This is a genomic window from Pseudoxanthomonas yeongjuensis (assembly GCF_010093345.1).
Taxonomy (GTDB): Bacteria; Pseudomonadota; Gammaproteobacteria; order Xanthomonadales; family Xanthomonadaceae; genus Pseudoxanthomonas_A; species Pseudoxanthomonas_A yeongjuensis.
The window spans coordinates 410,225-430,625 of the sequence record NZ_PDWT01000003.1 but is presented as its reverse complement, the minus strand read 5'-3'; the positions used below and the strand labels follow the sequence as shown (position 1 = coordinate 430,625).

16 protein-coding genes and 1 tRNA gene are annotated in these 20,401 nt (G+C 64.2%); 10 read left to right on the top strand and 7 right to left on the bottom strand.

Features of this window, described 5'->3' with window-relative positions:
• Nucleotides 1–231 precede the first annotated feature (231 nt).
• The 3 genes from CSC74_RS11505 (at nt 232) to CSC74_RS11495 (ending at nt 3,791) form a co-directional block, all read left to right on the top strand.
• The gene (locus CSC74_RS11505) at nt 232–1,767 is read left to right on the top strand and encodes an OpgD/OpgG family glucan biosynthesis protein (RefSeq protein ID WP_162314595.1); all 1,536 of its coding nucleotides are present in this window, start codon (nt 232–234) and stop codon (nt 1,765–1,767) included.
• Nucleotides 1,764–3,659, top strand: coding sequence for a glucans biosynthesis glucosyltransferase MdoH (gene mdoH, locus CSC74_RS11500; protein WP_162314594.1), 1,896 nt, complete (start codon nt 1,764–1,766; stop codon nt 3,657–3,659). The genes CSC74_RS11505 and mdoH overlap by 4 nt, the downstream gene beginning before the upstream one ends.
• Before the next feature lie 56 nt (nt 3,660–3,715).
• Nucleotides 3,716–3,791: transfer RNA gene (locus CSC74_RS11495), tRNA-Ile, on the top strand.
• Nucleotides 3,792–4,040: 249 nt separating this feature from the next.
• Here the strand turns inward: CSC74_RS11495 and CSC74_RS11490 are convergent.
• From CSC74_RS11490 to CSC74_RS11480, 3 genes are all read right to left on the bottom strand, one after another.
• The gene (locus CSC74_RS11490) at nt 4,041–5,942 is read right to left on the bottom strand and encodes an aspartyl protease family protein (RefSeq protein ID WP_162314593.1); all 1,902 of its coding nucleotides are present in this window, start codon (nt 5,940–5,942) and stop codon (nt 4,041–4,043) included.
• Nucleotides 5,943–6,023: 81 nt separating this feature from the next.
• Complete coding sequence (locus CSC74_RS11485) at nt 6,024–7,199, bottom strand: AraC family transcriptional regulator (protein ID WP_162314592.1); 1,176 nt, start codon at nt 7,197–7,199, stop codon at nt 6,024–6,026.
• A 238-nt stretch (nt 7,200–7,437) separates the two neighbouring features.
• A complete protein-coding gene (locus CSC74_RS11480; protein WP_162314591.1) occupies nt 7,438–7,869 on the bottom strand; it encodes a MarR family winged helix-turn-helix transcriptional regulator in 432 nt (143 codons plus the stop codon).
• 111 nt (nt 7,870–7,980) lie between these two features.
• Here CSC74_RS11480 and CSC74_RS11475 point away from each other — a divergent pair, with 111 nt between their 5' ends.
• The 6 genes from CSC74_RS11475 (at nt 7,981) to CSC74_RS11450 (ending at nt 15,830) form a co-directional block, all read left to right on the top strand.
• On the top strand, nt 7,981–8,925 hold the full coding sequence (locus tag CSC74_RS11475) for a quinone oxidoreductase family protein (RefSeq protein ID WP_162314590.1): 945 nt from the start codon (nt 7,981–7,983) through the stop codon (nt 8,923–8,925).
• A 181-nt stretch (nt 8,926–9,106) separates the two neighbouring features.
• A complete protein-coding gene (locus CSC74_RS11470) occupies nt 9,107–9,808 on the top strand; it encodes a TetR/AcrR family transcriptional regulator C-terminal domain-containing protein (protein WP_162314589.1) in 702 nt (233 codons plus the stop codon).
• Between the two features lie 92 nt (nt 9,809–9,900).
• On the top strand, nt 9,901–10,971 hold the full coding sequence (locus CSC74_RS11465) for an efflux RND transporter periplasmic adaptor subunit (protein ID WP_246193175.1): 1,071 nt from the start codon (nt 9,901–9,903) through the stop codon (nt 10,969–10,971).
• The gene (locus CSC74_RS11460; protein ID WP_162314587.1) at nt 10,968–14,057 is read left to right on the top strand and encodes an efflux RND transporter permease subunit; all 3,090 of its coding nucleotides are present in this window, start codon (nt 10,968–10,970) and stop codon (nt 14,055–14,057) included. The genes CSC74_RS11465 and CSC74_RS11460 overlap by 4 nt, the downstream gene beginning before the upstream one ends.
• 503 nt (nt 14,058–14,560) lie before the next feature.
• Nucleotides 14,561–15,454 carry a MipA/OmpV family protein gene (locus CSC74_RS11455; RefSeq protein WP_162314586.1) on the top strand — a complete coding sequence of 298 codons (894 nt, stop codon included), beginning with the start codon at nt 14,561–14,563 and terminating at the stop codon, nt 15,452–15,454.
• A 70-nt stretch (nt 15,455–15,524) separates the two neighbouring features.
• Entirely contained in the window at nt 15,525–15,830 is a 306-nt protein-coding gene (locus CSC74_RS11450) for a hypothetical protein (protein WP_211369628.1), read from the top strand.
• 81 nt (nt 15,831–15,911) lie between these two features.
• Here CSC74_RS11450 and CSC74_RS11445 read toward each other — a convergent pair whose 3' ends face one another.
• Both CSC74_RS11445 and CSC74_RS11440 read right to left on the bottom strand, forming a co-directional pair.
• A complete protein-coding gene (locus CSC74_RS11445) occupies nt 15,912–16,337 on the bottom strand; it encodes a tyrosine-type recombinase/integrase (protein WP_246193173.1) in 426 nt (141 codons plus the stop codon).
• A 470-nt stretch (nt 16,338–16,807) separates the two neighbouring features.
• Nucleotides 16,808–17,443, bottom strand: coding sequence for a Crp/Fnr family transcriptional regulator (locus CSC74_RS11440; protein WP_162314584.1), 636 nt, complete (start codon nt 17,441–17,443; stop codon nt 16,808–16,810).
• 607 nt (nt 17,444–18,050) lie between these two features.
• Here CSC74_RS11440 and CSC74_RS11435 point away from each other — a divergent pair.
• The gene (locus CSC74_RS11435; protein WP_162314583.1) at nt 18,051–18,755 is read left to right on the top strand and encodes a cupin domain-containing protein; all 705 of its coding nucleotides are present in this window, start codon (nt 18,051–18,053) and stop codon (nt 18,753–18,755) included.
• Nucleotides 18,756–18,809: 54 nt separating this feature from the next.
• Here the strand turns inward: CSC74_RS11435 and CSC74_RS11430 are convergent, their stop codons facing one another.
• Together CSC74_RS11430 and CSC74_RS11425 are read right to left on the bottom strand one after the other, a co-directional pair.
• On the bottom strand, nt 18,810–19,988 hold the full coding sequence (locus CSC74_RS11430; protein WP_211369627.1) for a M20 aminoacylase family protein: 1,179 nt from the start codon (nt 19,986–19,988) through the stop codon (nt 18,810–18,812).
• Nucleotides 19,989–20,029: 41 nt separating this feature from the next.
• Entirely contained in the window at nt 20,030–20,383 is a 354-nt protein-coding gene (locus CSC74_RS11425) for a helix-turn-helix transcriptional regulator (RefSeq protein ID WP_211369626.1), read from the bottom strand.
• Nucleotides 20,384–20,401 lie beyond the last annotated feature (18 nt).

Genomic DNA, 20,401 nt, shown 5'->3' with positions numbered 1-20,401 from the left:
TGTTCTTGCTGGATCAACGGAAAGGATCGCCGTTGCCGTAGGAGCGCCCCTTGGGCGCGAGCTCTCGGCTTGTTCCGCGATCGGATCGGAGAGCTCGCGCCCAAGGGGCGCTCCTACGGTGTCCTTTTCGTGCCGCGGCCCCGGCTTCGGCCTCGCATCGTGTCCTGGCGCTAACGAACCGATGTCTACAATCGACCGGTTGCCCCGAACCGTGACCCCGCAGGAGCCAAGGTGCGCAGAAGAGAAGTGATATTGGGCGGCCTGTCGCTGCCGGTCGCGGCGTTTGCCGGCAGCGGCTTGCTGGTCCCGCGCCTGCTGGCGGCCGAACGAGTGCAGGCTGCCTTCGACGCCGGCACCGTGCCCGCGCTGGCCAGGCAACTGGCCGCGACGCCTTTCCGCAAGCCCGCGGTGGAATTGCCGCCATGGCTGCGCGACATCGGTTACGACGCGTACCGCGGCATCCGTTTCAATCCCACGCATGCCCTGTGGCGCGAGCAGGGGCTGCCGTTCCAGGCCCAGTTCTTCCATCCGGGGTTCCTGTTCAAGGACCGGGTGCAGGTCTTCACCGTGGCCAACGGCCGCGCGAGCGAGGTTCCATATTCGTCGGATCTGTTCTCCTTCCCCGCCGGAACGGTGCCGGGCCGCAGCGCGAACGATCTCGGCTTCGCCGGCTTCCGCCTGCATGGCCGCCTCAACCGCGCCGACTATTTCGACGAGATCTGCGCCTTCCTCGGCGCCAGCTATTTCCGCGCGGTGGCCAAGGGCCAGGCCTACGGACTTTCCGCGCGCGGACTGGCATTGAACACGCTGCAACCGCAGGGCGAGGAATTCCCGGTGTTCCGCTCGTTCTGGCTGGAAACCCCGGGAGCCGGCGCCGACGCGGTGGTCGTGCATGCATTGATGGACAGTCCCAGCGTGTCCGGCGCGTTCCGTTTCGCCATCCATCCCGGAGAGGAAACCCGCTTCGACGTGCAGGCGCGCCTGTACCCGCGCGTGGAACTGGCCCATGCCGGCATCGCCGCGCTGACCAGCATGTATTCGTTCGGCGCCAGCGACCGTGCCGGCGTGGACGACTACCGACCCGCGGTGCACGACTCCGATGGCCTGGCGCTGTGGACCGGCGCCGGCGAACAGATCTGGCGACCGCTGCAGAATCCGGCCACCGTGCAGGACAGCGGCTTCGAGGATTCCAACCCGCGCGGCTTCGGACTGATGCAGCGCCAGCGCGATTTCGCCGACTACGCCGACGACGAGGCCCACTACGAACGCCGCCCCAGCCTGTGGGTGGAACCGGTCGGCGACTGGGGCAAGGGCAGCGTGCACCTGATCGAACTGCCGACCGACGACGAATACCACGACAACATCGTCGCCTTCTGGCGTCCCGCCGCGCCGCTGGCGGCCGGACGCGAATACCGCTTCGACTACCGCCTGCACTGGTGCAATGCGCACACCTGGAATCCGAAGTTGGCGAGCGTGGCCGACACGCGGATCGGCGCGGTGCCGAAGACCGGCGCGCGTCGTGTCGTCATCGATTTCGAGGGAGAAGCATTGAAAGGCCTGCAGGCGGAGTCGGGGGTCCAGGCCGACGTCTGGTCCAATACCGGCAAGCTGCTCAACCCAGTGGCCCATCCGCTGGCCACGACCGGCGGTTGGCGGATCGGCTTCGAACTCGACCCGGGCGATGCGAAAGCGGTAGAGCTGCATGCGCGACTGAAGAAAGATGCACAGCCGCTCTCGGAAACCTGGTTGTACCGTTGGACACCATGAGCCCGATGCCGGCGCAGGCGACGCAATCGGCCGCCTACGAATCGCTGCCCACGCCCGCGCCGATCGCGATGCCGGTGCAATCCCTGCGCGAAGGCCGCCTTGATCGTCGTGCGCTGTCAACCACACCGGCCCGCATCGGTTGGCGCCGCTTCTACATGATCGGCGGCACCATCGCCTTGACTGCGCTCGCGGCCTGGCAGATGTGGCGGGTGTTGCGGGTGGACGGACTGCAGGTACTGGAAGGCGCGCTGCTGCTGCTGTTCGTTTTCCTGTTCGCCTGGGTCGCGCAATCGCTGCTGGGCGCGCTCGCCGGTTTCGTGCTGCTGCTCGCGCGGGGGCCGGGCCGCCTGGGCATCGATCCATCCCAGCCCTTGCCGGTGCTCGGCGCGCGTACTGCGTTGCTGATGCCGACCTACAACGAGGATCCGCACCGGTTGATGGCCGGCCTGCAGGCGATCTACGAATCGGTCCGCGACACCGGCCAACTGCAATGCTTCGACTTCTTCATCCTCAGCGACACCACCCGCGCCGAAATCGCCGAAGGCGAAATCGCCGAGTTCCATGCCCTGCTCGAGCGCACCGGCGGCCAGTCGCGGATCTTCTACCGGCGGCGCGCGGACAACAGCGAACGCAAGGCGGGCAACATCGCCGAATGGGTGCGCCGCTTCGGCGCCGCGTATCCGCACATGCTGATCCTGGATGCGGACAGCCTGATGACCGGCGACACCATCGTCCGCCTCGCCGCGGCGATCGAAACCCATGCCGATGTCGGCCTGATCCAGTCGCTGCCGGTGATCGTCGGCGGCACCAGCCTGTTCGCGCGCATGCAGCAGTTCTCCGGTCGTGTCTATGGCCCGGTGATCGCGCATGGGGTGGCCTGGTGGCACGGTGCGGAAAGCAATTACTGGGGGCATAACGCGATCATCCGCACCCGTGCCTTCGCCGAATGCACCGGCCTGCCGCGATTGCCGGGCAAGAAGCCGTTCGGTGGCCACGTGCTCAGCCACGATTTCGTCGAAGCCGCGCTGATGCGCCGCGGCGGCTGGGCCCTGCACATGGTGCCGACCCTGCACGGCAGCTACGAGGAAGGTCCGCCTTCGCTGACCGACCTGCTGGTACGCGACCGGCGCTGGTGCCAGGGCAATCTGCAGCACGCCGCGGTGCTGCCCGCGCGCGGCCTGCACTGGGTCAACCGCTGGCATTTCATGATCGGCATCGGCCACTACTTCACCGCGCCGATGTGGGCCATGTTGATGCTGGTCGGCATCGGCATCCCCCTGGAACAGGCGGGCATCGATCCGAACGGGGGTGCACTGGCGTCGTTCTCGCCTGCCGCTTACTGGCGTTCGCTGGATCCGGAGCGGATCGTGTGGTTGTTCGTGGCGACCATGGGCGCGCTGTTCGCGCCCAAGATCCTCGGCTATCTGGCGATGCTGCTGGATCCGGCGCAGCGGCGCGGCTGCGGCGGCGCCTTGCGCGCCTTCGTCAGCATGTTGCTGGAAAGCGTGCTGGCCGCGCTGATGGCGCCGATCGTGATGTTCGTGCAATCGCGCGGCGTGGCCGAAGTGCTGGCCGGCCGGGATTCGGGCTGGGAATCGCAGCGTCGCGACGACGGCACCCTGCCTCTTTCCGCATTGCTGAAGAGTTACGGTGGCCTGAGCCTGTTCGGGCTGTTCGCCGGCGTGGTCGCCTTGTTCGTCTCGCCTTCGCTGGCGGCGTGGATGTCGCCGGTGATACTGGGGCTGGTGCTGGCCATCCCCATCGTCGCCCTGACCTCGGCGCGCACGCCGGGCCAATGGCTGCGGGAAAGGAAGTTGCTCAACATCCCCGAGGAAACGGACCCCCCGCCGATCCTGGTACGCGCCACCACGCTGCGCAGGCAATCCGCCTAGAGCTCGGCCAGGCATGCGCGGTCGGGAACCGGCCAGTTACAATTGCGTTTCGCTGCGGGCCCATAGCTCAATGGTTAGAGCAGAGGACTCATAATCCTTTGGTTCCAGGTTCGAGTCCTGGTGGGCCCACCAATCAGTCAGCTGTAAACCGCAAGGTAGCCAGAATCCGGAAAGTTCCCGGGGAAATGGCTGTGGTGTGTGCGGGCAGGGTTCTCTCCGCAGGCGAGAGCGGGGCATTTCAAGGTCGATTTCCCAGTGGCCCAAATGGCCAAGCAAAGGTATGGCCCTGAGGTTGGGCTGAGAGGGGCCGCTGTCGACCCAAAGCGCACCCCTACCTGCTTGATGCCTGAAACTGCCCGATGCATCGTCTTTGATCCGAAGTCAGGGCTCCGCCCCTCTCGGCATACTCCCGTCGGATGGCCAATGCCGCGGGATGCGATCGCTCAGTATCAGTTCGGCGTTGGCATGCTTGCCGTCGCGAAGATAGCCGACGGCAACGCGCGTTCCTGGCGGCAGCTCGCGCAGGATTTCGCGCCATTGGCCGAGGCCGCGCGTGGTGACCTGCTCACCTCGGATCGAGACGATGCGGTCGTTCTCCCGTAGCTGCGCCCGCTCCGCGGCACTGCCGGCGGCGACATCGCCAACCCGCAGAGTGGAGCCATCTGCCTGCAGCCATAACCCACTGCGGTCGAACGGTTCGGGTGCTGCATTCTCGGCATTGGGTGTCAGGTACATGCGTTTCGCGCCGTAATCCAGACCGACCGTGAATCGGCGCAACACGCCGCCGCCGAGGATCGCGCCGTAGTCGGAGATGGCCAAGGCACCCTTGTCGGTGGTCGACAGATCCCCTGCCAGCCCTTCGACATCGATACCACCCAGGCTGAGCACGCCCAGTCGCGCCGGGTGCGCGCGGGCCGGGCCACCGATGCCCCAACCGAGTACTGCTTCGCCACCGGCACGATATTTTTCGAGCAGCCCGTGCGAGCGCACGAAGGGACTGTTCAGGCTCAACGAACCACGCGAGCCCGAATCGATCCACAGCCGTAGTGGAATGCCATCCAGCGTGCCCGAGAGGACCGGTGCACGGTCATCCTGCTCGAAGGTAAGCGCCACCGCATTGCTTGGCGGCCGGTAACGCGACGGTTCGGCGAAGCTGAGCACGCGCGCGGCATAGTCGAAGGTGGTGACGAAGCGGCGGAATGTCTCGTAGCCGATGAAGCCGTCGTAGTGCACGCCCATCGAATTCAGTTGTTGGCCCAGGTCGATGACGTAGAACACGGGGCGGGGAAGGTGCGCGTCACCCACCTGGAGATGGCGCGCCTGCGCCAGGCTCAGTTCGACGGCATTGTCGCCAGCGCCGTTGATGCTCAGCTTGCCCGCGCTGGAGATGCCCAAGCGCTTGGCCGCCGACGGCGTCAGCAGATTCACTGCCCCGGTGTCGACCAGGAAACGCGCCGGTTGGCCATCGACCTTGGCATCCACATAGACGTGGTTGTTGACCAGGTCGAATGGGACGTGGGTGACGCCGTCCTTGTCGTCCACGTATCCGTCGGCGGGCATCGGCGGTGGTGCGAACGCCGGGTCCGTGGGGGCCGTGTTGATGCGGTAGCGATGTACCTGCAGTTCGCTGCGCAGGCGCGGGTCGCTGCGGCCGGCGCTGTCGGCATTGTCAGTGGTTATGCGGTGCGGCAGGCGCAGTCCGTCGACGTCCCGATAGTCCCCAAGTAAGGAGACCGTCGAGCCGAGGGCAACCGGCAGGACGATGCGGGTGAGCAGGCCGGATCCGGCATCGAACCAGAGTTCGAGCGGGTCGCCACCTTCCGGCGTCGCCGCGACGATGTCGTAGCGGCGGCCCTCGAGCGTCTGCGACCGTGCCGGTGCATAGCTGGCGGGCATACGCTCCGCATACCAGTAGGCCCGCGCCGCCAGCCATGCCTGGGTGCGAGCGTTGCGCCGAGGTACGATGCCGTCGAGCAACCCGATCTCGCCGCCGTGATCGCGCCGCCATGCGCGCTGGCCATCGTAGCCGTGGGCCAATTCGAACTTGCCCAGGCGCGAAGATTCGACATGCCGGCCGGTATCCAGGTCCTGGGTGAGCCGCCACGCGCCGGCCAGGCCGCCAGCGGATTTCTCGCCCTCGATCTGCAGGCTATGCACCGCTTCCCAGCGCGGGCCGCCGCTGCTGGCCTTTGCACGGGCCAGCACGGTCGCGGCATCCTGCCCCAGCGCGTGGATCGGGGCGACGGCCAACAGCATGCCGAGCACTACCAGTTTGAATCGCATGACTTCATCCGTTCCGCCGAGCCAGCGGCAATGAGAGCAAAGCCCGTCGCGATGGTCGTCCGATCGTGCAGGATCGGACGTTCAGTGGCAGGTGGCGGCGTCCGCGACCTTGGCCAGCTCGCGGCGATACTCGCGCGGCGTCCGTCCGGTCATGCGCTTGAACACGGTGTTGAACGTCGACTTGCTGCCGAATCCTGACACCAGTGCGATTTCGAGCACGCTACGGCGGTCGCCGGCACCGGCCAGGCAAGCTGTTGCGGTGGCGATACGGAAAGTGTTTACGAACTCGAAGAAGTTCTGCCCAAGACCTTGGTTCAGCGCTTGCGACACATGGTTCGGTGACCAGCCACTGCGCTGGCTCAGGCGCAAAAGGTCGAAGCCGGGATCGACATACAGGCGCTCGGTTTCCATCAGCCGGGTCAGTTCGGCGGCTATCGCCAAGCAGTGTGCAGGGCTAAGTCCGGAGCGCCGGTATCGCGCGTCCTCAGCCTCGACCTCGGGCTCGGTGACAGGCGTTTGGCATCCATTCGGCGGCATCAGTCCGGCTGGCACAAGGATGCGCTGGCGTAATCCGAACCAGGCCAGCAGGTATATCGCCGCTGTGGTCAACCAGTTCAGGCCGACGCCGAACCAGGCCCAGTTCGACACGTCTGTCGTTTGCGGCCAGCGATCAATAGCGCTGGAGATCCAGCAGGCTCCGATTACAGCGACTAGCCAGCGTAGCCAGCCCAGGTGAAGCGCGGCTTCGTCTGCGCTGACCTGTTCAAGCAACGGCCGCGCGCCATACGAACGCCACATGGCCGCGAGCAGGTAGGGTACGCCCTGGAACATCCAGCCATGGAAACTGATCAGGAATATCGCGTTGCCGGCCGCTGTGGCGTCGAATGGGAACAGTGCGTTCGCCAGAGAGATGACAAACGCAATCGCGCAAGGCAGCAGATGCCAGAGCGCAATTGAACGTCCCGGCACGCGGCCGCTCGACGTCAGCGCGACCGCGTAGCCGTATAGCAACGGACCCAGCAGGTAGACCAAGGGCACCTCGATCACACGCAGCCACCGGACCGTATCGACTGACAGCCAGGCTCCTCCGCCGAGCAGGAGGGTGCCCAACAGATGGGCCAAGGCAAAGCACGCGAAGAACGCGGTCAAGAAGCGGGCGGGGCGCGTATGCAATCCCCATCCCAGTGCAGCGGTCAATGAGGCCAGGCCGAGCACGGCAGCCCCTGCCGCCAGGTTAAGCAGGTCCGGTGGAGTCATGGGCGCAGAATTGCATTGGCGATAGTCACTATGGAGCTATTGGGTCGAATGGCGGCCGCGGACGAAGGCCGCAGCGAGGCGCAGCGCATCCTCCTCATCGGGATCGCTGCGCAGTGCGCGCACCAGTGGGAGATTGGTCGGCAGCGAGGACCGCAAGGATGGATCGACTTGCTATGCGCCACGGCCATTCAACCACTGCTGCAGTAACCATGACCACTGGTTGCCACCACTCTGGTCATCAACCCTTCCGAGTTTCGAGCATGCGCTGAAGCAACTCCCGGAGGAGCTGCTGATCCGATGCGCTGAGCTGCTCGATGATCGGTGCCAGCGCCTGTTGCCCCTGGACACGCAGCCGCTTGACGAGCTTGGCCCCATCGCTCGTCAGAAAAACGTCTGTTGCCCTTCCATCTTCTTCGTTCGGCGCACGCGCCACCAGCCCTTTCTTTTCTGCTCGGGCGATAAGCCCCGACATGGTCTGCTTCTCCAGCCCGAGGTAGTCGGCGAGTTCGGCCATCCGTGGGCGCCGATCCCACAGGATTCCCAGGACGCGGATCAGCGAGAGGGACAAGTCGTTCTCGGCACCAATCTTGTTGATCACGGCCATCGTGACAAAGGCGGTCGTCACGAGTGCATCGGCCAGCCCTTCGCCGGGTGCGGGGGACTGCTTCATGGATTTTTTGCTTTTCCTCATGTATTCGATCTTGACATGGTTCGTATTACGTATCAATAATAGATCGTATTACGAACTTTATGGGTCGAGAGCCCCCCGAAGGAGAGCCCCATGAAAGCTGCTGTCATATCCTCGTTCGACCAACCGCCGCACTACGGGGACTACGCCGATCCCGTGCCCAGAGGGCCGGGGGAAATGCTCGTCGAAGTGCTCGCGGCGGGCCTGCATCGCATCACTCGCGGCCAAGCCTCAGGCGTTCATTACTCCAGCAGCGGCGGGGGGCTGCCGCTCGTGCCGGGGGTCGATGGCGTCGGGCGCGGTATCGACGGCAAGTTGCGCTACTTCGTACAGGGGCCCGGGCAGATTGGGACGATGGCCGACAGAACGGTGATTGAACTCGACCACAGCATCGAACTGCCGAGCGACAGTGACCCGGTTACGGTCGCGGGCGCGATGAATCCCGCGATGGCGTCCTGGCTCGCGCTGCGTTGCCGCGTGCCGTTTCAGAGCGGGCAGAAGGTGCTCATCCTCGGTGCCACCGGAAGCTCAGGAAGCATGGCCGTGCAGATCGCCCAGCACCTGGGCGCGTCGCAGGTCATCGCCGCGGGGCGCGACGAGGAGAAGCTCGCGAAGCTGCCCGCGCTTGGCGCCACAGAGATCGTGACGCTGGGGGATGCCCGGTTAGGCGCCCTCGCGCACGACGTGGATGTCGTACTCGATCTCGTCTGGGGGGCGAGCGCGGTTCGCGTCATGGAAACCGTACTCAATCAACGGATGAATCGCAGTCTGCCGATCACCTGGATACATATCGGCTCGATGGCGGGAGAAGTCGCCGCCATTCCAGGGGCCTTCCTGCGATCTGCAGATCTCCGGATCGTGGGCAGCGGGTACGGCTCGGTGTCGGGTCGCGAGATCCTAATGGAGTTACCAGCGCTAGCGAAAGAGATCGCGCGAGGAACGTTCCGCATCGACGTGAAGGCCACGCCGCTCCGCGATGTGGGGCAAGCGTGGGCCGAGGCGGCCCATACCAGCGAGCGCATCGTCTTCACGCCATGACGAACGGTCAGCGCCCATTGGGACAGAGAACTGAAATGAGCACAGTCAAAGATCGAATGAGACTCCCCCTGATCGCGTTCTGCAGGCTTGTGTTCCTTGGCGTGGGTGCAGAGCAAGCGATGGTCTCTGGAATCTAACGGCGTTGGATTCCACCAAACTAACATCGTTAGACGGATAGGAAATGCGCGTAGCAATCAAGCGGAAGCAAATCGTCGAGGCGGCTTTTGGCCTGCTGGACGAGGGTGGGATCGAAGGGGTGAACCTGCGCAAGCTGGCTTGCAGCCTCGGTATCCGCGCGCCGTCGTTGTACTGGCATTTCACCAGCAAGCAGGCGCTGATCGATGCGGTGACCGATACCGATGCCCTGATCCAAGACATCGCACGCGAGATCCCGGAAGAGCAGAGCAGGCGCGCCACCCTGCAACAAATCGCGCGCGAGCTCCGCCAGGGCTTCAAGTCGCACCGGGATGGCGCACGAGTTCACGCGGGCACCTACATCGCCAGCGAGAACGTGCTGCGTGTGGCCGAAGCGACTATCGCGGCGCTGGTCGGTGCGGGCGCGGAGATCGAGCTCGCCGCCAGCACTGCCCTGGACCTCATTTGCTACGTGATGGGCTTCGTCATCGAAGAGCAGGCTTTGCCCGATCGCGGCGGCGATATCGCTGGAGTGCAGCAGGCCCTTCATGATCTTGCGGAGGCTAGGGATCCGCATTGCTGGCAAGCACGACAGGCTCTAAGCGAGCCTAACTTCAAGGCGCGGTTCGGGAACGGCGTGGATCTGCTGCTGGATGGCGTGCAACAGCGCTTGATCAATGCGCGCGCACGCGGACGCCCGATGAAAAACAAATTTCCCTCCTTCAATCTTGCTTCGGAGCGCCCGTGAACGCGTCATCCGGGTTGTATCCGAAAGCTATCGTCTCTATTACATCTGGCGGGCTACTTATGCGTGCAGTGTTCTTGTGTTGGTCATCGTTGATGGTCGTTGCAGTGTCGCTCTCGGCATGCGGAGCGGGTAGTGACGAGGAAGAGAAGAAGGCCGAGGGTGCGTCGTCGCTCACCGTGGCCCTGGTGACGGCCCAATCGCAGCCCATGGCGCGCAGCGTGCTCGTCTCCGGCCCGGTGTCGGCTTATGAAGAAATGCAGTTGGGGGTGGAGCTCAGCGGCCAGCGGGTGACGGCGCTCAACGTCGATGTGGGCCAAACGGTACGCAAGGGACAAGTGCTGCTTCAGCTGGATCATCGCACCTTGGACAGCGAACTGGCGCAGGCCGAGGCCTCGGTGCGGCAGGTGCAGGCGAGTTTGGATCTGGCCAAGGTCAGCTACGAGCGCGGCGCGAAATTGGCGGCCGAGCAATTGATCAGCGCGGGCAACCTGGACGAACTGCGCGCCACCCGGGTGCAGGCCGAGGCGCAACTGGCCACGACGCGGGCCGGGCGCGACGCAGCCAAGCTGCGTCGCGGTTTCGCTGAACTGCGCGCACCCGCCGACGGCGTGATTTCCAAGCGGCTGGTGCAACCGGGCCAGGTCGTGACCTCGGGCAGCGAGCTGCTGCGACTGATCCGCGACGGTCGCCTGGAATGGCGCGCCGAATTGCCGGAGGATCAGCTTGCCGGCGTCGCCGTCGGCAATACGGTCGAGCTGTCCTACGTAGGCAGCACCATCGCCGGTCGCATCCGTGCGGTCACCCCTGGCGTCGATGCGCAGACACGCACCGGCACGGTCTACGTCGACTTGCCGGAACCCGGCGCGCTCAAGACGGGCGTCTATGTCGAAGGCCACATCGTCACCGGCGCCGGCCGCGCCCTGATGGTACCCAGCGCCGCGGTGATACAGCGCGACGGACATAGCTACGTGTTCACGATGAAAGACAAGCAAATCGTGCAGCGCCAACGCGTGCGCACGGGCCAGACCACGCAGAACCTGGTCGAGATCATCGAAGGTTTGAAGCAAGGCGATCAGGTGGTCGCCAAGGGTGCCGGCTTCCTGGGCGATGGCGACCGCGTACGCGTGGTCTCGGCCGCGGCGGCCGGGGCGGGCACGCGATGAATTTCTCTTCTTGGGCGATCAGCCGGCCGTTACCAGCGCTGATGGCGTTCTTCGTGCTGTGCGTCGCCGGGCTATGGGGCTTCTACAAGCTGCCGGTGGCGCACTTCCCCGATATCGCATTCCCGATGACCACCGTCACGGTGACTCAGCCTGGTGCTTCGCCGAGTCAGCTCGAAGCCGAGGTCACGCGTAAGGTCGAGGACTCGGTGGCGACCGTCACCAACGTCAAGCGGGTGATATCCACCGTCAGCGAAGGCGTCAGCACCACCAGCATCGAGTTCCAGCTGGAAGCCGACCTGGCTACTGCGTTGGACGACACGCGCGATGCGGTCACGCGCATCCGCACCGACCTGCCGCAGGATGTCCAGGAACCGGTAATTTCGAAAGTCGATATAGGCGGCTCGCTGATGACCTACGCGCTGGTCGCGCCGAAGATGAGCGCCGACGAGGCGAGCTGGTTCGTCGACCGCGAAGTCGCGCGTGCGATGTATGGCGTGACTGGCGTCGCTCGTGTCACCCGCGTGGGTGGCGTGCAGCGCCAGGTGCGTGTGGACCTGGACCCGAACGCCTTGCAGGCCTTCGGCGTCACCGCCGGCGACGTGTCGCGGCAGCTGGCGCTGATCCAGGTCGAGCGTGCCGGCGGCAAGGCCGAGCTGGATGGCGCGCAGCAAACCATCCGCACGCTGGGCACGGTCGGCAATGCGCAGTCGCTGCGCGACTATTCGATCAGCCTGGCGGACGGACGCGCGGTGCGGCTGTCGACGCTGGCCAAGGTCACCGATGCGGCGGCCGATCCCACCGAAGCGGCGATGCTGGACGGCCGCGACGTGGTCGCCTTCTCGATGTCGCGCACCCGCGGCTCGAACGAAATCAAGGTCGAAGAGGGTGTGCACAAAGCACTCGCGGCGCTGAAGACAGCCCATCCGGACGTCGACTTCCGCCTGGTCACGACCGCCATCGATGAAACCCATCGCTCCTACGATTCGTCGATGACCATGCTGTACGAGGGCGCCTTGCTGGCGCTGCTGGTGGTGTGGCTATTCCTGCGCGACTGGCGCGCGACCTGGGTCTCGGCGCTGGCGCTGCCCTTGTCGATCATCCCGACGTTCGCGGTAATGTACTTCTTTGGTTTCACCCTCAATATGATCACCTTGCTTGCACTGTCGGTGGTGGTCGGCATCCTGGTCGATGACGCTATCGTCGAGATCGAGAATATCGTGCGCCACCTGCGCATGGGAAAGCCGCCGATCGAGGCGGCGCGCGAAGCCGCCGGCGAGATCGGCAACGCGGTGATCGCCACCTCGCTGACCCTGGCGGCGGTGTTCGTGCCGGTGGCGTTCATGCCCGGCATCGCCGGCAAGTTCTTCCGCGAGTTCGGCTGGACGGCGGCGACCGCGGTCCTGTTCTCGTTGCTGGTCGCGCGATTGTTGACGCCGATGATGGCCGCCTACCTGCTCAAGCCGCATGGCGAGGAGAAGGGTGACTCCAAGCTGATGCGCTGGTATCTGGGCTGGGTGGACGCAGCGCTGCGTCATCGCGCGCGTACCCTGTGGATCGCCACCGGGTTGTTCCTCGCCTCGCTGGCGCTGGTGCCGCTGATTCCGGCGACCTTCATTCCGCAATCCGATCTGGGCCGCAGCAATCTCAGTCTTGAGTTGCCGCCCGGCACGCGCTTGCAGGAAACCGTGGCCATGGCCGAACAGGCGCGCGGTCTGCTCAAGGACATCCCCGAACTCAAGCAGGTCTACATGGCGATTGGCAGCGCGCTGGATCTGGGCGATCCTTCGACCCCGGGCATCGGCGAATCGCGCAAGGCCACTCTGGTGCTGGACTGGGGCATGGCCGATGGTCGCGGGCGCGATCAACGTGAGCTGGAGCGCGAGGCGCGCACGCGCCTGGCCGATCTGGCCGGTGTGCGGGTGAGCTATGTCAGTTCCGAACCCGGCAACCAGCTGCAACTGGTGCTGTCCGGCGACGATCCGCAGCGCTTGCAGGAAGCGTCCATCGCTCTGGAGCGCGATCTGCGCGGCATTCCCGGCTTGGGTAGCGTCACTTCGTCCGCTTCGCTGCTGCGGCCCGAGATCCAGATCGTGCCCGATCCGGCGCGTGCGGCCGATCTGGGCGTGGCCACGGCCGATATCGCCGAGGCAGCGCGCATTGCGACCTCTGGCGACTACGAGCAGCGTCTGGCCAAACTCAATCTGCCGGACCGGCAAGTCCCGATCCGGGTCGGATTCGCCGAATCGACCTTGTCGAACCAGGCATTGATCGGTCAGCTACGCGTGCCTGGTCGCTACGGTCCTGTGCCGCTGGCTGCCGTGGCCGACATCCGGATGGGCAGCGGTCCATCTCTGATTTCGCGTTACCAGCGCCAGCGCAACGTCACCCTGACGGCAGAGCTCAATGGCCGCCCGCTGGGTGATGTCATGGAGGCCGTGCAGAAACTGCCGAGTGTTCAGCAGTTGCCGGCCGGAATCAGCTTCTTGAACACCGGCGATGCCGAAGTCTTCGTCGAATTGTTCGTCGGCTTCCTGCTGGCGATGGCGGCGGGCGTGATCTGCATCTATATGGTGCTCTTGCTGTTGTTCAACCATGCGCTGATGCCGCTGACGATTCTGACGGCCGTGCCCTTATGCGCCGGCGGTGCCTTCGGCGCTTTGCTGCTGACCCAGAACATGTTGTCGCTACCGGCGCTGATCGGCCTGCTCATGTTGATCGGCATCGCCACCAAGAACTCGATCCTGCTGGTGGATTACGCGGTCATTGCAGAGGACAAGCACGGGCTCAGCCAGCACGACGCCCTGATCGACGCATGCCGCAAGCGCGCCCAGCCGATCGTCATGACCACGCTGGCGATGGGCGCAGGCATGATGCCGATCGCACTGGGTTTCGCCGGCGATTCGAGTTTCCGGGCGCCGATGGCGATTGCGGTGATCGGCGGTCTGATCACATCCACGTTGTTGAGCTTGATAGTGATTCCTGCTGCATTCACCGTGATCGACGACTTGGATGAATGGATGGCAAGGCGGTTCCGGAATCGCTTGTCGCATCCGTCTTTGAAGCTGAAACACGAGCCGGACATTTGAGGTTGTATTTCTTCAGGTAGTTGCCGGCTTCGCGCGGGCGATATTTCCCATCGGCTATTGCCATTGCCTTAGTCCTCGTTTGGGTTTCTTGTTCGCGTCCGAAGTCGGTATCGCGCAAGCGACGCGATCTAGGCGACGGTCCGTTATCACCCTCAGGTGGCAGCTCAATCTTTTGAATATGGATGCGCGGTCCAAGGGCGAAAGATCAGAGGTATGCCGTTTGCTGGTTAGGCCAAAGCCACCTTCGGGCCGATCCGGTTCCAGCTGTCGAAGTCCGCTTCTAGCCGGGAGCGGGCCCACGCAAAACGAGTACACCTTGCGCGAAATGTCGGTTTCCGGCCCAAAGCGGTCATTGGCGCCCGCGCAATCCCCGCCATTTTGACGCCATGAATTAAGCACGGTTTGGCTATAGGGGCCACGAAGGGACTTCGAGAGCCATCAACCGCCGGATTTTTGCAGCGCAGTAGCCCCTCCCCCATCACTCGACACCATAGGACCTGACCATGACGCCAAGTTTTGCTTCTTCCGACCTTCGTCGCGCCAACCGGCCCAGTCTGAAGTTTCTCTTTGATCTGCCAGATCTTCCGCCAGTCCCTAGCGCGTCAAAGCGCGCGCCCAATTGGTATCTGCGCGCCAGCTTGATCGTGGGAGCCGCGCTTTTTGGTTTCTCCGCCTATTCCGCTCGTGCAGCAGAGCATGAGGTTGACGAGGAAGACCAGGACCAATCGCACTGGGGATTGGGCTTGGGTGCAGGAGTGATGCAAAAGCCGTATCGCGATATCGGCGCGGATACCTTGGCGCTGCCAATTATTGTTTATGACAGCGAGTGGATCGACGTGTCCGGCGGTTCAATCAGCCTCAAACTACCCTCTGCCGGACCCGTCTCATTCGCCTTGTCCGCGGATTTCTCCAACGACGGCTACGAGGCCTCCGACTCGTCCTTCCTGGCAGGCATGGACGAGCGAAAGGACATGTTCTGGGCAGGCGCGTTGGTGAGATGGGAAAACAGCGTCGCTGATCTTTCCGCAACCTGGTCCACCGACATTTCCGGCTACAGCAAGGGTCGAAAGTTCTCCATAGAAATTGAACGCTCCTTCGAGGCGGGGCGCTTCGAGTTCGCGCCGAGAATTCGCGCTGTTTGGCTGGATGAGAAATACGTCAATTATTACTACGGCATTCGAGCCGATGAAATCACACCCACTCGTGCTTTCTACGCACCCGAGGCCACGGTCAATGTGGAGGCTGGGCTACGGACGTCCTATCGCCTTCCTTCGGGCAAATCTTCTGTGTTCTTGGACCTGAGCGTGCAATCGTTGGGTGCCGAGATCAAGGACAGCCCCATCGTCGATGCATCGACCGAATCTTCCGTCTTCTTGGGCTACGTCCACACGTTCTGATCCCTGACGTCTCGCGTCAGGCAGTCCACTACAAGGCCTTTGTCTTCATGGGGGCCAAATGAAAGTTTCCGTGTCCCTGCTATTTCCTTTATCTGGGCTGATATGGATCGATTTCCCTTCAGAGATTTGCTTTGGGCTAGACGCCATGAAGGCCGAACAAGCTATACGCAGCGCTGAACATCTCTTGGAAGATGTGTTCAGATTTGCGGAAGGAACTGGCGGTCATGATGATCCGGCGTGGGGTTTCAGCGACAAGTATGGGGTCGCCGTCGCTGGATCGGCTTTGAAGCAGGCGGTGTTGTCGCTACTGCCGAAAGGGATTGGCGTTGAGTATCGGAAAGCTGCGCACATAGCGATTCACGATATTAGCCTGTAGCAAGTTACAAGTTGTATGTAAGAGGATTCTCGGCGCCGCGGCATCGACGTGACCAGTTTGCTCAGTGAAGAGGTCTGACAATTAATTGTAGCGGACAGTGCTCTCGAGCTTGCTGTGGCCAAGGAGGAGCTGCACCGCTCTAAGGTTTTTGGTCCGCCGGTAGATCAGAGCCGCCTTGGTCCGTCGCATCGTGTGTGTTCCATAGCAGGAACTATCCAAGCCGATCTCGTGCACCCAGCGGTGAACGATTCGAGCGTACTGACGGGTCGATAGGTGCGGCGAGTCGCCCCATCGACTTGGGAAGAAAAAGCCGGAGCTCCGAAGCCCTGCCGCATGGGTCCACGCCTGGAGAGCATCCTTGCTCATCTCGGTGATCTCGAGCCGGACTGGTCGCTGGGTCTTTCTCTGCATCACTACCGCACGCGAGTCGACGTGATTCTCGTGTGCGATATCGCCGACGCGAAGGCCCGGTAGGTCGCAGGCGCGGAGCTTCGAATCGATCGCCAAGTTGAACAGGGCGAGGTCTCTGAGGTTGCTGCGAAGTTGCAGCCGGACGCGGATCTCCCAAATCTCCCGGAGCTTGAGCGGCGCCTTTTGGCCGACGATCTTGCCTTTGTTTCAGGGCACGCGGCGGTGCCTGCGCTTTGCAGGCGTATCTCGATACCTTCCAGGCGGAGATCGCCTCCGAGTCGCAATCTCGGGCCTACACCTTGGCGACCCGACATGGCGTGCGGTGTCTCTGGCGAAGTTTTATGCGGAGAATGCGCTGGCGCCAGCCGTGGTTGAGGCATTGGCTGCTCGGAACCTCGTTGCGACTCCAGGGAGCGGCTGCGGATGATCCTGTGAGGTGGGGCGATCATGGAGGGCCGAGGCGAGACGCAGGAGGAGCGCACTGAATAGACGTGCGGCGAGCTTAATGCCCTATCTGCGTCCAGGTCCTGCGAATGGCGGTACTGCTGCCGGGCCTGACTTCCGCATCAGCGCCTGGGCAGTTCCCTGGTGATAATCAGCTCTCTTTTCTCGTTCCGTTCAAGGAAACCGCCGCGGGTCAGCTCTCCGATCACGTGGTTGACCATTTCCCGGGTCGCACCTATGCGGTTGGCGATCTCTTGCTGGGTAAGCGCTGCGGGTATGAGGCGGACCCCATTGTTGGGTCGGGCCGCTTGCTCAAGCAGTGCAACCGTGCGCTCGAATACGTCATTCAGCGCCAGCCGCTTGCTGAGCTGGGTTGCGTGGCGCACTCGCGCGATGAGTTTGCGGATAAGAAATTCAGCGAAGGCCGGATACGATCTGATCAAACCGTGCGTCAACGCCTGGTCCACGACGATGCAGTGCGCTTCGGTCAGGGCGCTGACGGAGGCCGATCGCACATCCCCGTCCAGGAAGAGCTCGCCAAAGAGCTCGCCTGCCCGCAGAACGTTGTAAACCAGCTCGCGTCCCCGCTCGTCCTGCGTATAGACCTTCAGTTCGCCGGAGACCAGGACATACAGGCAATCGGACCGCTCACCCTCCGCGATGACCTTCTGGTTGCGGGCAAAGATCCGGACTTCGCCGCGCTCGGCGAGTTCGGCCAGAAGGTCTGGGGGTAAAGGCTCAGATCGATCAAGCTCCATGGGACCCAAACCTGCTTTTTGACGGGATTTGCCGAGAGTGAGTTTAGCCGGGCGAGCGGCTAACCACGAGGCGTGTGAATTATTTACGTTGCTGCGCAACGAGGCGGCAATCCAGAATGAGGCCTGAGGTCGGGGTCCGGGGAGGGGAGTCATCAGAACGCTATTTTCGATTCGCGCCCGCTGCAGCCTCTGCTGTGCCGTGGCCCTGGAATACCTGCGGCACAAGGGGGATGTTCTGCCGACGAGAGTCGAATGGTGGCTGGTTATGGCGGCCGTGGCGTTCTGGGCGACCACCGCTTTCGAACTGTTCGCTTGGCAGCGGCCATGACCAGGCGCAGGCCCGGATCGGCATCCGAGACGCGAGGGGATCGCGCCATATGCAATGTCCATTCGCCCGGATTGAATCGGACGGTCTAGGCAAGGCAAGGGGGGAGCACACGTATCGATGCGCATGGCTTTCCATCGCTTCGGGCGGCGATGTGCGGAAAAAGGCCTGCGGACCGCGATCCCATCCGATACATGCCGATGATTTCAGCAGTTTCCGCTTGCTGGCTGCACGTAATCTTGCGGTAGATATCCGGCCTTTCGCCGTCCGCAAGAATTCCGCATGAAGACTCCCGCCGAAGTGCCATCGTTCATCGATCTCCAACGGTTCGCCAGGACTTCGCATCCACCCGCTGGCGAAGCGCCATTGGCGCGTCGATACCTGCCGCTGCCGCCGGGTCCGGTATCGGTGGGCGCGTTGCATGTCGAGCCGGGTCGGCACTCGGAGACGATGGACGCCGACGAGTTCGTGATCGTTTGCGACGGCACCGTCGCGTTGCATGGCGATGGCGCGATCCTGTCGCTCGCGCCGGGGCAGTCCGCGGTGATCCGCTGCGGAAGCGCCGTGCGCTGGGAGGCCGACACGCAGGCCTTGCTGGTTTTCATGCGCTACCGCGCGCAGCCCGGCGACGGCGCAGGTATCGTCCCGATCGACTACGAGGCGGAACTCGTTCCCTCCGGCGCTCCGTTGGCCGAACTGCTGACGACGCCGACGCCCGCGTGCAGGAACTTCACCGACTACCGTTCGACGGACGGGGAGTTCGTCTGCGGGACATGGGACTCCACACCCTATGCGCGGCGGGCCATGCGTTATCGCCATTACGAACTGATGTACCTGCTGGAAGGCGAAGTGAGCTTCGAAGATGCGGTCGGCGCGCAGGCCACGTTCGTCCGCGGAGACATCTTCCTGGTCCGGCAGGACGCCGAATGCAGTTGGGACAGCAAGGTCCACGTGCACAAGGCTTACGCGATCTGGCGCCCGGCTTGATGCGGCGATGCGCGCTGGGTGCGCCGCGGGAACCGCGTTGCGGTCGCGCCGGCTTCAGCTGGCCGCGGGCAACTGGCGTTCGACCAGCGCGGCGAACCAGGCGATGCCGAGCGGCAATGCGTCGTCGTTGAAGTCGTAGCCGGGATGGTGCAGGGGATGTTCGCCGTCCGCGCCGGGATCGGCGCGGCCCTGGCCCAGCCATAGATAGGCGCCGGGACGTGCCTGCAGCATGAAGGCGAAGTCTTCCGAGGTGAATGCCGGTGCCGGCGCCATTGCGGATTTCAGGCCCGCGGCCGCGGCGGCGGCGAGCGCGATGGCGGCTTCGTCGGCGCTGTTGATGGTGGCGGGGTAGTAACGCAGGTAGTCGATCTCCATGCGCGTGCCGGTGGAAGCGGCCACGCCGGCGGCGACTTCGCGCAGCCGCGCCTCGATCCGGTCCTGCACCTGCGGATTGAAGCTGCGCACGGTGCCGATCACGACGACCCTGGCGGGCAGCACGTTGTGCGCGTGGCCGCCTTCGACTTTGGTCACCGACAGCACCGCCGATTCGGTCGGGTCGATATCGCGCGCGACGATGGTGTTGAGCTGCAGGACCAGGTGGCTGGCCGCAAGGATCGCGTCGGGCGTGGTCTGCGGGAACGCGGCATGCCCGCCACGGCCCTGCACGACGATCTCGAAGCGGTCGGCGGCGGCCATGATCGGCCCCGGCCGCGTCTGCGCGGTGCCCAGCGGCAGCGAGGGCCAGTTGTGCAGTGCGTATACCGCATCGCAGGGGAAACGTTCGAACAACCCATCCTTGATCATCGCATCGGCGCCGCCCTGGCCTTCCTCGGCGGGCTGGAAGATGAAATGCACGATGCCGTCGAAGTCGCGGGTGCGCGCCAGGTGGCGCGCCGCGCCGACCAGCATCGTGGTGTGGCCATCGTGACCGCAACCGTGGTGCGCGCCGGGGTGCCGGCTGGCATGGGGCAGACCGCTGGTTTCGACGATGGGCAGCGCGTCCATGTCGGCGCGCAGGCCGATGCTGCGCCGACTGCCGCCGTTGCGAAGCGTCGCGACCACGCCGGTGCCGCCGATGCCGGTGGTCACTTCCAGCCCGAGTCCGCGCATCGCCTCGGCGACCCGCGCGGCGGTGCGGTGCTCGGCGAACGCCAGCTCGGGATGCGCGTGCAGGTCGTGACGCAGTTCCAGCAGATCTGGCAGCAGGTCGGCGAAGGGGATGGTGGTGTTCACGGGAATGGCGGGCGATGGGGAGGGGAGGGGAATGAGGGCGCTCACACAGACCGGGCCATCTGCATCGCAGGCCCGGCCGGGAGCGATGCCGGCACCGCGCTGGCCGGCTGCAGTGCGTATTGTCCGGGGGTCATGCCGCAATGATGCTTGAAATGGCGGGTGAAATGGCTCTGGTCGTAAAAGCCGCAGGCATCGGCCACCGTGGCGGCGGATACGCCCTGTTGCAGCAATTCGCGCGCGTGCTCGATCCGGCACAGGCTGATGTAGCGGTGCGGCGGCACGCCCATGTGCTGGCGGAAGACGATGGAGAAACGCCATGGACTGAGACCCGCCAGTTCAGCCAGGGTCCGCAGCGACAGGCGTTCGGCGAGATGGCGCTTCACGTGATCGGTCACGCGGGTCAGCGCCGGGAG

Bases quoted from the DNA above. Each gene is read 5' to 3' on its own strand.
- mdoH (WP_162314594.1), top strand. From the start codon at position 1,764: ATGAGCCCGATGCCGGCGCAGGCGACGCAATCGGCCGCCTACGAATCG.
- CSC74_RS11490 (WP_162314593.1), bottom strand. From the start codon at position 5,942: ATGCGATTCAAACTGGTAGTGCTCGGCATGCTGTTGGCCGTCGCCCCG.
- CSC74_RS11485 (WP_162314592.1), bottom strand. From the start codon at position 7,199: ATGACTCCACCGGACCTGCTTAACCTGGCGGCAGGGGCTGCCGTGCTC.
- CSC74_RS11480 (WP_162314591.1), bottom strand. From the start codon at position 7,869: ATGAAGCAGTCCCCCGCACCCGGCGAAGGGCTGGCCGATGCACTCGTG.
- CSC74_RS11475 (WP_162314590.1), top strand. From the start codon at position 7,981: ATGAAAGCTGCTGTCATATCCTCGTTCGACCAACCGCCGCACTACGGG.
- CSC74_RS11470 (WP_162314589.1), top strand. From the start codon at position 9,107: ATGCGCGTAGCAATCAAGCGGAAGCAAATCGTCGAGGCGGCTTTTGGC.
- CSC74_RS11465 (WP_246193175.1), top strand. From the start codon at position 9,901: ATGGTCGTTGCAGTGTCGCTCTCGGCATGCGGAGCGGGTAGTGACGAG.
- CSC74_RS11460 (WP_162314587.1), top strand. From the start codon at position 10,968: ATGAATTTCTCTTCTTGGGCGATCAGCCGGCCGTTACCAGCGCTGATG.
- CSC74_RS11455 (WP_162314586.1), top strand. From the start codon at position 14,561: ATGACGCCAAGTTTTGCTTCTTCCGACCTTCGTCGCGCCAACCGGCCC.
- CSC74_RS11440 (WP_162314584.1), bottom strand. From the start codon at position 17,443: ATGGAGCTTGATCGATCTGAGCCTTTACCCCCAGACCTTCTGGCCGAA.
- CSC74_RS11435 (WP_162314583.1), top strand. From the start codon at position 18,051: ATGAAGACTCCCGCCGAAGTGCCATCGTTCATCGATCTCCAACGGTTC.